The sequence below is a fragment of the Lentilactobacillus fungorum genome (assembly GCF_016860605.1).
Lineage (GTDB): Bacteria > Bacillota > Bacilli > Lactobacillales > Lactobacillaceae > Lentilactobacillus > Lentilactobacillus fungorum.
Map to the genome: position 1 here is coordinate 15,214 of NZ_BNJR01000021.1, position 13,785 is coordinate 28,998.

Sequence of the window (13,785 nt, forward strand, 5' to 3'; positions counted from 1 at the left end):
TAACCGTCTCCATCTCTGGAAATGATCTCGTTATTGGCTTGTTTTATAGATAACTAAGCTTTTCGAATAGTGATCAGAATTTTAAAAAGAAATAACTTATTTAGTTGCCAATGCGTCCGTTAAGCTGCCTGACCACTTCCAATTCTTAACCTCTGGCATGTCAGTGCCAAAGGCTCGAATGTAGTCATGATGTTTTTGCAGTCGTTGGTCCATCTTTGCTTGAAATTCATCGGCTTGAGAAGCAAACTGCGTTCGAGAAATAGCGTCCTTGGCTAGGTGATAGCGATCCAGCTCATTGAGAACCCGCATGTCAAACGGTGTCGTAATGTCACCATTTTCACGATAGCCGTGGAAACTAATGTTATGATTGTGTCGATTGTACACCAGTCCACGGAAGGTATTCTCAAAGCCATGAAAGGCAAAGATAACCGGTTTAGTCGTTGTAAAGTAGTGATCAAAGGCTGCTTGGGTTAATCCTCGGCCATCCTGATCTTCACCGCTTGGCCGGAGCTTCAAAATATCAATTACATTGATGAAGCGAACTTTGAGCTTTGGAAAGGCTTCATGCAACAGATCAATGGCAGCCAAACTCTCCATGGTAGCTTCCGTTCCAGCAGTCGCAAAAATCACGTCCGGATCGCCTTCATCATTTGATGCCCAAGGAATAATCCCAAGCCCATCGTTTACAAGTTGGGTTGCTTCATCCATTGAGAACCACTGTGGCCGTGGATGTTTAGAAGCCACAATCAAATTTATTTTTTCACGGACTTGAAGGGCATGATTCATCACCGCCAACAAGGAATTGGCGTCTGCTGGCACGTACTCATTAACCAATTCATGGCCTTTTTCAGCTAAGTGGCCCAGCATTCCTGGATCTTGATGTGTATAACCGTTATGATCCTGCTGGAAAGCATGCGAAACGTTCATGATATTCAAAGACGGATAATCATGGCGCCATGATTGTTCGTGTGCCTTTCGAAGCCATTTATAGTGCTGAGTGAGCATCGAATCAATAACCCTGGTAAAAGCTTCATATGAAGCAAAGAAGCCATGGCGGCCAGTTAAGACATATCCTTCCAGCCACCCTTCAGCTTGATGCTCAGAGAGCTGAGAATCGATTACCCGGCCTTCTGGCGCCATATTTTCATCATTTAGGGACTTGATGGGTTCCAACCATTGTCGTTTACCATAATTAAGCATCGAGAAGAATTTGTTCGACTTGGTTTCATCAGGACCAAACGCTCGAAAAGAGTTGGTATTTTGCTTCATGATTTCAGTATAAAAGTTAGCAAGTACTTCAGTGTCTTGCGCTTCTTTTTCCCCTGGGTTGTCAATTTTGAGGGCAAACTGCTTTACGTCTGGCATCTTTAATCTTTTAGGTGCAATCCCGCCGTTGACGATTGGATTCATCGCCATGCGCTGATTACCGTCCGGCGTGGTTGCCCTAATCTCTGCCTTAATTGAGCCATTTTTATTAAAGAGTTTCTCGGGCTGATAAGACTTTAGCCAGTTAACCAGCAGGTCTTTATGCGTCATTTGATCGGCGCTTACAGGAATCGGTACTTGATGAGCTCTAAAGGAACCTACGATTGGATTACCTTCTAAATCAGATTTAGGGCCGGTCCATCCTTTAGGGGAGCGTAGAATCAACATCGGCCAGTGCGGAAGCCGATCATCGTTATTTTCTCTGGCACGTTGTTGAATGGCCTGAATTTTAGTAATAATTGCATCCATCGTTTCAGCCATTTCCCGATGAACCCGTTGATAATCATGAGCGTCCCCGGTGGTTTCAACAAAGTAGGGCTCCCAGCCCATGCCCCTAAAATAATTGGTAAGCTCTGCATCACTCATACGTGACAAAATGGTTGGGTTGGAAATCTTAAAGCCGTTTAAATTTAGCATTGGCAGCACTGCACCATCATGAATGGGATTAATAAACTTGTTTGAGAACCAAGATGCTGCCAGCGGACCAGTTTCGGCCTCCCCATCGCCAATTTCAACAGCTGCAATCACATCGGGATTATCAAGAATCGCACCGGTTCCATGAGAAATTGAATAGCCTAACTCGCCGCCTTCATGCATTGAACCTGGCGTTTCCGGTGCTGCGTGGGAAGCGACTCCGCCCGGAAATGAAAATTGCTTAAAAAGTCGTTGAAGGCCAACTTCATTTTGGGAAATTTGAGGATAGATCTCACTATAACTACCGTCCAAATACGAATTAGAAACCATCACCTGGCCGCCGTGACCTGAACCTTCAATGTAGAACATATTTAAATGATACTTCTTAATCACCCGGTTTAAGTGTGCATACATAAAGTTCTGCGAAGCAATCGTTCCCCAATGACCAATCGGTTTAATTTTGACGTCTTCAGCCACTAACTCCCGCTTAAGCAACGGATTATCTCTTAAGAATAGTTGACCAACGGATAAATAGTTGGCTGCTTGCCAATATAAATTAACTTTTTGCAGATAATCGTCTGAATCAAAATTTGTCATATTAGTAACCTCCTGGATTGACAGTGATTAGATACCAATTTGTGATTTGGTCCGGCCCAAACTTAAATTACAATCATATTGTATGCTGACATCCCCATCAAATCAATAGTTTAACCATTCAAATCGTTTATTCTAATATAGACAAATCTTATATTAAATTGAATTACTATAGTAAAAGTATATTCCATAGTGGCCTTAGCTGCCTGTTACCCCTACTAATTATGCGCAAAAAAAGACATGATCATTATTGTTCACAACGATCATGCCTTTTGTATATCCCAACGACTAACTTTCAATCATCAGAACCGATAATCACTTACTGCTCCGGCTGGGTTCGAACCAGCGACCTCTTGATTAACAGTCAATTATTCTACCACTGAACTACGGAGCAAAAATATTTGATTAAATTCCCATGAAACTAATTTATCATATTCACATGATAAACACAAGTAAAAAATGTATAAAAAAAGATTTTGGAAGAATTACGTTCTCCTGAAATCTTAACTGCTCCGGCTGGGTTCGAACCAGCGACCTCTTGATTAACAGTCAATTATTCTACCACTGAACTACGGAGCAATTAGCGTCTTTAGTAATTGCGACATATATATTTATATCATATTTCTCAAAATGATGCAATATAATTTAATTATCCGATGTGATTTTCTTTTAAAATAATGGCTACTTCCTTCTGCATTTCAGGTGTTTTGTGCCATTCTTCAAAATGATCCATATTCTCATCTGGCATCGTAAAATTCTCATTTATATAATGCTCGTACTTAGCGACATGCGGTGAGTGTGGAATATTGAGTTGGAGAATTCGAACTTGTTTGATGAATCCCCGTTCAGCTGCCAATTCAGCTCGACCATTTTGTACCATGTTGCTAATTTCGATATATTTCGTACCATCATTTCGGGTAATCTCTTCAATTAACGTCAATACTTCATGACTTTTCACAGTTATCTTCTCCTAAAAATGAATGAGACCAAGGATTAAAAATCGCCAATTAATGAGAATGCTTTGGCTATCCACAGACCCACCAGTTTTTTCTTTACACACGGCCAGTTTTTCATTATACATGAAAAAGCTGACGGTATCAAAAGCCGTCAGCTTTTTAAGAGAGAAAGAGAATTGATTAGAAGGTATTTATTTAGTACCCACAGATAATATACTCAATTTTGGAAGCGCTGTCAATATTAATTTGAAATAAATGGTCAAAATAACCACTGCTGTTTTGACCAATTATTTAAGCAGTTTAAATTGTTGATAAGCTTGCAGCTATTTGACAATCCACTAGCTAAACTTATTTAACCCCCGGCAAGTGTAATACATGGGAAGGATGAATTAATGCCGATGGGTCGCTTATAATATGGCCGACAGAATACCCAGAAATATTAACCAGGCAGAAGAAAATAACCACTAATAAAACGCCCCAAGTTAAAAGCTGATTCCACACTGACATTTTTTCACTAATCACTGAACCATAAAACAACTTATGAACTTTAGCAGGAACGTTCTTTTCATCAGGAGCGTTTTTCTGCATTTCTTCGGCTACTTTCTTTTGGTATTTTTCGATACTGAAGTTTTTTTGAATACTCTTGCGTTTGGTTTCAAATTCGTGCTTTTCTTTTTTACTTAATTTCTTGAACCACTTTGTAAACTCTCGATATTTCGCGGTAACCTCTTTTGTATCGCCAACCATCTTTAACTCACCGTAGTTAATCCAAGCAACTTTGTCACAAAGCATTTGAATTTGTTTAAGCGAATGGCTGACGAAGATAATCGTTTTCCCCTCTTCTTTAAATTCGGTGATCTTATCAACGCACTTTTGGTAGAACGTATCATCCCCCACCGATAAAGCTTCATCGATAATTAGAATATCAGGCTTAATGTGAACAGCAATTGCAAAGCCTAGCCGGGAACGCATCCCACTTGAATAACTCTTAACTGGTTGATCCACAAAATCACCAATGTCGGCAAATGAAATAATATCGGGCATTACTTCATCAATTTGTTCATTGGTCATTCCTTGCATTAATGATTTTAATCGAATGTTTTCTCTACCAGTTAAATTATTCCGTAAACCGGCACTAATCGCAACAATCGAAGTTTCACCACGGACGTCAACGTACCCCGTTGTCTGGGGAATAATCCCTGAAATAATGTTTGACAGCGTTGACTTTCCAGACCCGTTGACCCCAATTAATCCCAGTGTTTCTCCGGGTTGAATCGTCAGTGAGATCCCCATAAGTGACCAAAAATGAGGAACTGATTTTTTGGATACCGAAAAAAACGATCTCAGTTTCTCAGACTGAGTTTTGAATAAGTCATATTCTTTTGTAACATTTTGAACTTTTACTTTATAATCTTCCACAATTATTCTCTCCTGTTTTTAAGAGATGCTCATACAAACAAATAACATTATACCAAAAACAACTTACAAAAAAGGATTCGCAATGAATCTTGGTGAACCCTTAAATAACTATTAGCGAGTAATTTTAATTTTTTCTAATAAAATATTATTAATTTGAATTTCATCGGAATTATTGGTAGTCGCTGGCCCGGATTGCTTTTCAAAAATATTTCTGGGGATCAAAGGCCTATTAATCTTGGTGATCTTTGACTGCTGGGTGGCTTCTTGGGGTTGAGTCGTGTTAGAAGTCCCCAATTGTTTTTTTAAAGATGCTTCAATCTTAGAATTAATGTCATTTGAGCTAGCCCCCGTATCCAGCTGATTTAGATCGTATTTAACAATTATTGCGTTCAGCTTGTTACCATAGTCCATATCAGTTGCATAAGTTGAAGAGAGGGCCATGGCGGCGTCAACGGATGAAATCGCGCTGGTCGTCCAAGTTCCTGAATAATAATTGGGGTCGGACAGCGTGCCATGACGTAAGATATAGGCATTATCCCTAATTGAGGCAATCATACTGGGGTACTTTTTAAACTGGGCAGCAGTGACGTAATGCTTCCCCTTTGTCGTATACTCACCCGTCCTCATCGTGACTGATTGACCGTTATAGCTTCCCTTTACGCCAAAATAATTGTTCGCTTCTACAGACAATTCTGAACGACCAAAATCACTTTCCACAATTGCTTGGGCCATCATAACCGACGGATACAAATGATTCTGTTTGCTGATTTTGACAATCGGCGCTTTAAACTGCTGAATAAAATCAGTTTCAACACTCGCATTCACAATAAGATGATTTGCAAAAGAAAAACCGATTATCGAAATCCCCATGATAATCGTTTTTTCTAGGGCTTTTTTTATTCGTTTAAAGATTTGAAAAACCTCCCTAAAATCAGATACCAGAGTGATATTATACATCACCTGCCAGTATTTGCTATCCTTAAGGGAAAATCTTATGACAAACTTTTAGAAGAAATCCAATACTTATTGTGAGTTCCTGGAATCGTGATCCGATACCAAATTGAGTGATCCTGAATCTTAAAGCCAATCTTGTCAGCGACCACTTTTGTCCCAACCTTCAAACTTGTTTGGGCGAGTTTGTAATGCTTTTGCATGTTTCCGGTTTTGACAGCCTGATCAAATAATAAGGCTGAGTCGGTGCCTTTAACAATCACTTTGGTTAAGTTCGCATTTGCAATCGCCACGGAAGCTGGATAAGAAGTGACAGCTGCTCCTTTAATCCAACCCTTCTTTTTGCCAAGCGCAACTCGATACCATAAAATTGGTCCGGATTTTGATGATTGTAACGCAGTTTTATCAACTGAATAACCTGTCTTCGTTGCTTTTAAAGCCTTCACCTTGGTCACCGTCTTTGAAAGCTGGGGTGTCCCAGAAACGTGATTATAAATAGCTTGGTTCGACTTTAAATTTGGTGTGAGCCGACCACTGGTTGTGCCGTAATAGGTTGGCGCAAACTTGAGCGCAGAGGAATAAACCCAAAATTTTTTGGCTTTCGTGTTTTGATAAAATCGCAGTCGGTACCATGAACCAGATGTTCCCTGCTTGACACCCCGCATGTCTAAGTAAACACTAACTGGCTTTTTGACACCCAGGGATTGCCACGTGTACTTTTTTTCAGATCGACTGGCTCCCTTAATATGATTATAAACATAATACTTCTTATATTTGCCCGAAAGCGTGGCTTGATCAGATCCGGATGAATGATAATATTTGACCGTTGCCAGAGGACTTGCAGAAGTTGCGGTTGAAGTCGTATTCGAACTACTGCTTGTCGAAGAAGTTGATGAACTAGACGAACTTGCTGCGCTCGAAGAAGTTGCCGAAGCTTCCCCAAAGACTTGATCCAAACCATAAGTTTGAATCAAATTGATGAGCGAAGTGCCATAATTGGGTGCTGTCGCATACTTACCAGTTAACGCATTGGCAGCCGCGGCGTAATTTTCAGCATTTTCTTTCCAAGAACCTGAATAGTACTTTGGATCCCAACTGGTTCCGTTTCTTAGTGTGGCGCCATTATCTGCAAATGATGAATAAGCTGTCGGGTACTTCTTGAAATTAGCAGTCGTATTCACCATCTGACCATTGCTGTTGTATTCAACCGTTGACATCGAAACTGATTGGCCATTGTAAGCGCCTTTAATGCCAAAGAAATTATTGGCCTGGGTTGTCAGCTGGCTCTGTCCCCAAGAGCTCTCTAGGGCGGCTTGGGCCATCATTACCGACCCGTACAGGTTGTACTTCGAGGATGCCTTTTTGACATCACTCTTATACTTATCAATAAAAGTCGTTGCCGTAGTCGTTTGGGCATATGTACGCTGAACTGGGAAGATTGAGGATAAGGCCCCCATCCCAGCTGCCAAGACAGCAGCAAGTCCACATTTAATTAATTTATTCAATCGTTCCACCCCTTTGTTAGATACCACATCATTATCATATTAAAAATGCGGCGAAAAATGAAGTGATTCACAACAAACTTAAACAATAAATTCTTAAGATTTTCTTAATACTTTCAACACTCATAATACTATATTATCCGTGACTTGAACACAAAAAATTAGCCTCAAATCATAAATAAATACTATCAAGTTAACCGCAGTGCTTAAATTTTGCTACTGAATCAATCCCTCGGTTTTGCTTTCATTTAGGTAATCCAAATAAAAAAAGCCAAAATAAAGATGTTGTCTTTATCCTGACTTCTAGCTTAACCTCATATTCAATTACAAACCAGTAGGATCATAGCGATTCAATTATTCAACGGTCACGCTCTTCGCTAAGTTTCTTGGTCGATCAACGTCCAAGCCTTTATTTAAGCTTGTGTAATAAGCAATCAATTGGGCTGGAACCACACTTAATAATGGGGTGATCATCTCATCCACATCTGGCACAATGATTGTGTCATCAGGTTGCGCCAATCCTTTTCTAACGATCGTAAACGTCTGGGCACCTCGAGACATCGTTTCTTGTAAGTTACTTCTGGTTAAATTAGCCGTTCGCTTTTGGGTAATAATGCCAACAACCGGCGTACCATCTTCAATTAACGCAATCGTGCCATGCTTTAATTCACCTGAGGCAAATCCCTCAGCCTGAACATAAGAAATCTCTTTGAGTTTCAAAGCCGACTCCAACGAAACAGTTTGGTCAATCCCTCGACCGATGTAAAAAGCTTTGGTTGTTGGCACAAAATATTTCTTAGCAAGGGATTCAATAAAGTCCTTTTCGTCAGTAATGGCTTGCATTCCTGTTGCAACCAAACCAAGCTGCTGGCGAATATCAAATTCTTCAGCAATGACTTGCTGTTTAGCCTCACCAAGCGCTTTAGCCAAAATCGCTTCAACTGCAATTTGAGCCGTATATGCCTTAGTTGATGCCACTGAAATTTCTGGACCAGCATGAAGCAGCATCGTGTAGGTAGCTTCTCGAGAAAGGGTTGAATTTTCAACGTTGGTAATCGTCAAGCTCTTGTAGTCATGCGCATTCACGTTTACCAGCACTTCTCGACTATCTGCCGTTTCGCCGCTTTGAGAAAGAAAAATGAAGAATGGTTTCTGGGACAATAATGGGTTGTCGTAAGCAAATTCGGAAGCCACGTGAACTTCAGTTGGAACATGCGTTAATTTTTCAAATAACTTTTTGCCTACCAAGCCAGCATGATAACTGGTTCCGGCGCCAACGATATAAATCCGATCTGCTTGCTTCATGGTGTCAATTAAGGTTTGGTCAACGTTGGGCCGACCAGATTCTTGCGTGTATAATGACGCTAATTTTCGCATTACGTTGGGCTGCTCATCAATTTCTTTTAGCATGTAATATGGATAAGTGCCCTTATCGGTTTCTTGAGCGTCCATTGAAACGTGGAACGGCTCACGATCCACATGATTGCCATTGGCGTCTTCAATCACGACGGCATTTGGTTTAATCGTCACTACTTCGCCATCATGAAGTTCCAAGAAATCATGGGTAACATTCAACATGGCCAGTGCATCCGAGCAAACAACGTTGCAGCCATCACCCACGCCAATCAGCAAAGGGCTTTTGTTCTTAGCAACATACAACGTTTCTGGATCCGCACTATCCATCAACAAGAACGCGTAAGACGAGCCTTCCAATAGGCTTAGGGTCTTTAAAAACGCGTCCTTTGTCGATAAGCCCTCAGTCTGAACAAACCGGTCAACTAATTGGACAACGACTTCAGTATCCGTTTGTGATTCAAAGGTCACATTGCTCAAGTACTGTGCCTTTAATTCTTTATAATTTTCAATGACGCCATTGTGAACTAGATAAAAGCGGTGATCTTCTGAATATTGAGGGTGGGCGTTTGCAACACTCACCACACCATGAGTTGCCCAACGAGTATGGCCAATGCCAACTGATCCGTGAACTTCAGGACCAACAGCTGCCTCAAGGTTAGAGATGCGTCCCTTTCGTTTAACTAAGTAATCATTGCCATTCAAATCATTTACATAAATGCCCGCAGAATCGTAACCACGGTACTCAAGCTTTTCAAGCCCTTCCAATAAAATTGAAACCGCATTGTCGTTTCCAGTAACTCCAACAATTCCACACATAATCTAGTCTCCTCAGCATTTTTAAAATTGGTATATACAAAAAAGTTGTTTAATTTAATTTGCTAACAGGTATAATCTACACAACTTACGTAAAAAAGTCAACAAAACAAACGAAGTGGTATAGGAAAATCTAATTTACAGATGACAACCGGTTGCACGTCACTATTTTTTAAACAAAACGAAAAGGATGAGTCCAAAATCAACCCATCCTTTTCAAAATTATGACTCGATCCCAATTTCTTTTTGAACGACATCGGCAATTCGTTTTGTATAGTCATTCACCAAATCTTCAGTTGGTGCCTCGGTCATCACCCGCAATAACGGTTCTGTACCGCTTGGTCGAACCAATACCCGGCCATCACCGTGCATTTCTTCTTCAACCTGTTGGATAACCGCCTTAATTTGGGGATTTTCCAAACCAGTCTTTTTATCATGAACCTTAACATTAATTAATTTTTGCGGATATTTCTTCACTTCGCCAGCTAACTCCGATAACTTTTTGCCAGTTGCTTTCATCACGGATAGCAGTTGTAAACTGGTTAACATTCCATCACCAGTGGTATTGAAATCAAGAAAAATAATGTGGCCAGATTGTTCGCCACCAAGGTTATAACCATCTTCATTCATTTTTTCAACCACGTAGCGGTCACCCACTTGGGTCTTGACGCTGGTCATGCCAGCCCGTTCCATTGCCTTATACATGCCCATATTGCTCATAACTGTTGTTACGATGGTATTTTTCTTCAGTCGACCACGTTCAGCCATGTATTTGCCACAAATGTACATAATTGCATCGCCATCAACTAATTGACCGTTTTCATCAACAGCAATACATCTATCGCCATCACCATCAAACGCAATTCCAGCTTGGACACCTTGATCAACGACAAATTGTTGTAACTGCTCTGGATGGGTTGAGCCAACATGATCATTAATATTTAACCCATCTGGATTAGTTGCCAAAGTTTCAAATTCAATCCCTAAATCGGCATATAAAGTCGTCACCAATTTGCTGGTAGAGCCATTGGCTGCATCGACGCAAACCTTAATGCCGGATAAGTCTTCTGAAATTGTTTGTTCAAGAAAATGAATGTATTTTTGACTACCTTCAAGATAATCACCGGCAACACCAAGCCCGTGAGCAGCGGGTCGTGGTAAAATATCTTCCGACCGTTCAAGAATGGACTCAATTTCTTCTTCTAGTTCATCAGAAAGCTTATAGCCGTCTGCACCAAAGAATTTAATCCCGTTATATTCAACTGGATTATGGGAGGCGGTAATCATGACACCGGCGTCGGCTTCTTGGTTTCGAACTAAGTAAGCCACTCCTGGCGTCGTAACGATCCCGAGATTTAATACTTCAATTCCCACTGAAAGCAGTCCCGCAATCAGGGCTTCTTCTAGCATCTGTCCAGAAATTCGGGTATCTCGAGCAACCAATACCTGAGGTTGCTTTCGTTCTGAGTGATGGGTTAATACGTAACCGCCAGCCCGGCCGCAACGAAAAGCAAGCTCTGGCGTTAGCTCCTTATTTGCGATTCCACGAACACCATCTGTACCAAAATACTTCATTTAATTTTCCTCATTTCAAATATAAAATAACAACTAATTGTTTCTGGAAATTTTTACATTAATGTAATCCGGATCAAATCCTTTAACTTTATTCAATTTGCTATCAAGAAAAACCTTCTTTGTCTCGGTGTTTTTGACATCGCTCGTATCCACTTCAACTTCAACGACACTCAGCTTTTTCAACTGCGCCTTTGTTCCAAATACCCTGACACGCTTAGTCGCTGACGTCAACGTAAAGCTTTCATTATCATCAGTAATCCCTTTTGGCGTGAGTTTGATTGGTAATTCTTTACTATTGCCAGGCGTAATCGGCAAAGTTACGTCAGCAGTTGCTGGCGTAATCACAACGTTTACAGTATTTTGCTTATCATCCAAAGCCTCAATAATTGCCTGACTATTAATAGACGACTTGGCATTTTGAGGAATATTTAGTTGTGCCACAACTGAATGAATACGATTAATTTGATCGGAAGCCCCCGTGATTTTGACACTCTTAACATCAGCTGTCGCATTCCCCGCTTGATAGCCAGATGCAATGTTTGCCTTCGAGTACTTCACTTGTAATGGATAACTAACGGTCTTTCTCGGTTGAATATTAACTTTTATTTTAGCTGGTTCAAACCGATATCTCAAATCATTATTGAGGCCTTCTTGCTGAATTGGCACCGTATGTGTCCCCACCCCCAACTTTGAAAGGTCGGCATAGGCCTTAAAATTCTGGGTATTGGCAGTCGTTGTGACTAACGCGGAAGGGCCATTAAGATGAATTTTAACTCGTTGAGGATAACCGGTTACAAAATACTTATTACTATTAACTGTTAATGACAATGGAACTGAAAACGTTTTGGCTTTATTAGAGGTTAATTGAGTCGAATTGCTATTATCACTAACTGACGTTGACGGTCCCTGCGTGCTGCCAACGTACATAAACAGCAAAATGGCAAAAAAAAGCGAAAGCAGCCGGTAAGCCCAATTATTAAACAGGAACTTTTTCATCGCTTGCGGCCCCCCTTAAAATGACGCTCAATAAAAGACGAGATGGTGTTAATTAAAGTTCGATGGCTTTGTTGTGAATCATCCGTCAACAGTTGATCACGGAAATACTTCAAATAGTCATCTTGAGTCATTCCACGGAGCAACTCATTATTTTGCGTGATCGACACTTCTCCGGTTTCTTCTGAAATCACAATTGTCATGGCATCCGTCAACTCTGAAATGCCAACTGCCGCGCGATGCCTGGTGCCAAGTTCTTTGGGGATTAAATTACTTTGCGATAGTGGCAAATAGGCAGCCGCAACTGCTACTCGATTATTTTTGATAATCACGGCCCCATCATGCAAAGGCGTGTTTGGAATAAAGATATTAATTAGCAGCTCACCACTGACTTCCGCATCAATATCAATCCCCGTTTCAATATATTCTTCCAACCCGGTATTCATTTGAATTGTCATTAATGCACCAATTCGGCGTTTGGACATATATTGAATGGCCTTATCCAAAGATGCAATCATCTTCTTGGCGGCTTCATTTTCTTGACGCCCGCGAACAAATAGGGATCCCCGGCCTAAGTGTTCCAAACCGCGCCGGATTTCTGGTTGGAAAATGACAACAATTGCAATCACTCCCCAATTGATGACTTGATCCATAATCCAAGAAACCGTTGATAGACCAATCCAGACACTTACAATCTTAATCAGCAGAATAAAGACGATTCCGCGAAGTAATTGAACCGCTTTAGTCCCCCGAACCATTAAAATCAAGTTATAAATCAAAAACCAAACAACTAAAATGTCGATTAGATTTGTAAAATTATGTAACGTAAAAATCCCAGACCAGTTCATGGCGCGCTCCTTAATTAATTTATCAGCAATATTATATCATTACTAATTAGGTGAATCGCTAATCATACCAAATTCAGCCGGATCTTTAAATAAATTATAAAAAATCCGTTGAATCCAATTTAATGATAGCATTTAGCCCACAAAAATAGTTTAATATTGTTGAGGGGAGGTTATCACTTGAGCAAAAGGAATAAATGGATTGTTCGCGCATGTTTTCTTTTCTGGCTGGCAATCTTATACACTTATCTGAAAGAACCTCCGTTCAACTTTTTGGTTCTCAATACGTTTTTGGCATTCATACCGATTGAACTCAGCTTTCACGTTGATTCAAAACGGCCCAAAAGTCAATTTGTTTTTTGGATGCTCGTTTTAGTTTGGTTATTATTTTATCCAAATACGCCATATTTACTAACCGACCTTTTTCATTTATCGCTGCTAAGCCCTTATGGTACAAATGGGTTATTGCGATTGAATGACGTGATGTGGCTAAAGTTTTCACTTTTGTTGATCTCCACAATCTTTTCAACCATCATTGGGATGTGGGGGCTAGATCAAACTGCCAAGGCGATTAGTTTTAGGTTAAAGCTGACTCAGTCGTGGTTTTATCAAGGCATCATTATTTTGTTGACGATTTTAACCTCAGTTGGTATCTTTATTGGCAGATTTTTGAGGATTCACACCATTTACCTTTTCCTAACACCGGAATTGTTTATCAAACCACTCATGAATATGTGGAGCAAGCCGGCAATCATCTTCATTGCGCTATTAACAATCGTTCAATTAGTCTTCTTTTATACACTTAAGTTAATTGGGCAATCACAGTTTATGAATAACGATTAGCGAACACACTGTCATCAGCTCAATCTATCCAACACAAAG

At 40.4% G+C, this 13,785-nt stretch carries 10 protein-coding genes and 2 tRNA genes; 1 reads left to right on the top strand and 11 read right to left on the bottom strand.

What is annotated here, in order from left to right; genetic code table 11:
• Positions 1-96 precede the first annotated feature (96 nt).
• The 11 genes from YK48G_RS12725 to cdaA form a co-directional block, all read right to left on the bottom strand.
• Positions 97-2,496, bottom strand: a complete 2,400-nt coding sequence (locus tag YK48G_RS12725) for a phosphoketolase family protein (RefSeq protein WP_203631089.1) — start codon at positions 2,494-2,496, stop codon at positions 97-99.
• Between the two features lie 319 nt (positions 2,497-2,815).
• Positions 2,816-2,887, bottom strand: a tRNA-Asn gene (locus YK48G_RS12730).
• Between the two features lie 113 nt (positions 2,888-3,000).
• Positions 3,001-3,072 (bottom strand) — tRNA-Asn (locus tag YK48G_RS12735).
• A 70-nt stretch (positions 3,073-3,142) separates the two neighbouring features.
• Positions 3,143-3,451 (bottom strand): hypothetical protein, encoded by a 309-nt coding sequence (locus YK48G_RS12740; protein ID WP_203631090.1) that lies wholly within the window; start codon positions 3,449-3,451, stop codon positions 3,143-3,145.
• A gap of 346 nt (positions 3,452-3,797) precedes the next feature.
• On the bottom strand, positions 3,798-4,871 hold the full coding sequence (locus YK48G_RS12745) for an ABC transporter ATP-binding protein (protein ID WP_203631216.1): 1,074 nt from the start codon (positions 4,869-4,871) through the stop codon (positions 3,798-3,800).
• Between the two features lie 108 nt (positions 4,872-4,979).
• Positions 4,980-5,738: a glucosaminidase domain-containing protein gene (locus YK48G_RS12750; protein ID WP_373300232.1), complete on the bottom strand. Its 759-nt coding sequence runs from the start codon at positions 5,736-5,738 to the stop codon at positions 4,980-4,982.
• A gap of 122 nt (positions 5,739-5,860) precedes the next feature.
• Positions 5,861-7,333 (bottom strand): glycoside hydrolase family 73 protein, encoded by a 1,473-nt coding sequence (locus YK48G_RS12755; protein WP_232365389.1) that lies wholly within the window; start codon positions 7,331-7,333, stop codon positions 5,861-5,863.
• Positions 7,334-7,675: 342 nt separating this feature from the next.
• On the bottom strand, positions 7,676-9,493 hold the full coding sequence (glmS, locus tag YK48G_RS12760; RefSeq protein WP_203631092.1) for a glutamine--fructose-6-phosphate transaminase (isomerizing): 1,818 nt from the start codon (positions 9,491-9,493) through the stop codon (positions 7,676-7,678).
• Positions 9,494-9,712: 219 nt separating this feature from the next.
• Complete coding sequence (gene glmM, locus YK48G_RS12765; RefSeq protein WP_203631093.1) at positions 9,713-11,065, bottom strand: phosphoglucosamine mutase; 1,353 nt, start codon at positions 11,063-11,065, stop codon at positions 9,713-9,715.
• A 33-nt stretch (positions 11,066-11,098) separates the two neighbouring features.
• Positions 11,099-12,061: a CdaR family protein gene (locus tag YK48G_RS12770; RefSeq protein WP_203631094.1), complete on the bottom strand. Its 963-nt coding sequence runs from the start codon at positions 12,059-12,061 to the stop codon at positions 11,099-11,101.
• Positions 12,058-12,906, bottom strand: a complete 849-nt coding sequence (cdaA, locus tag YK48G_RS12775) for a diadenylate cyclase CdaA (protein WP_203631095.1) — start codon at positions 12,904-12,906, stop codon at positions 12,058-12,060. The genes YK48G_RS12770 and cdaA overlap by 4 nt, the downstream gene beginning before the upstream one ends.
• A gap of 177 nt (positions 12,907-13,083) precedes the next feature.
• Between cdaA and YK48G_RS12780 the strand changes: the two genes are divergently transcribed.
• A complete protein-coding gene (locus tag YK48G_RS12780; RefSeq protein ID WP_203631096.1) occupies positions 13,084-13,746 on the top strand; it encodes a DUF1361 domain-containing protein in 663 nt (220 codons plus the stop codon).
• The last annotated feature ends 39 nt before the right edge of the window (positions 13,747-13,785 follow it).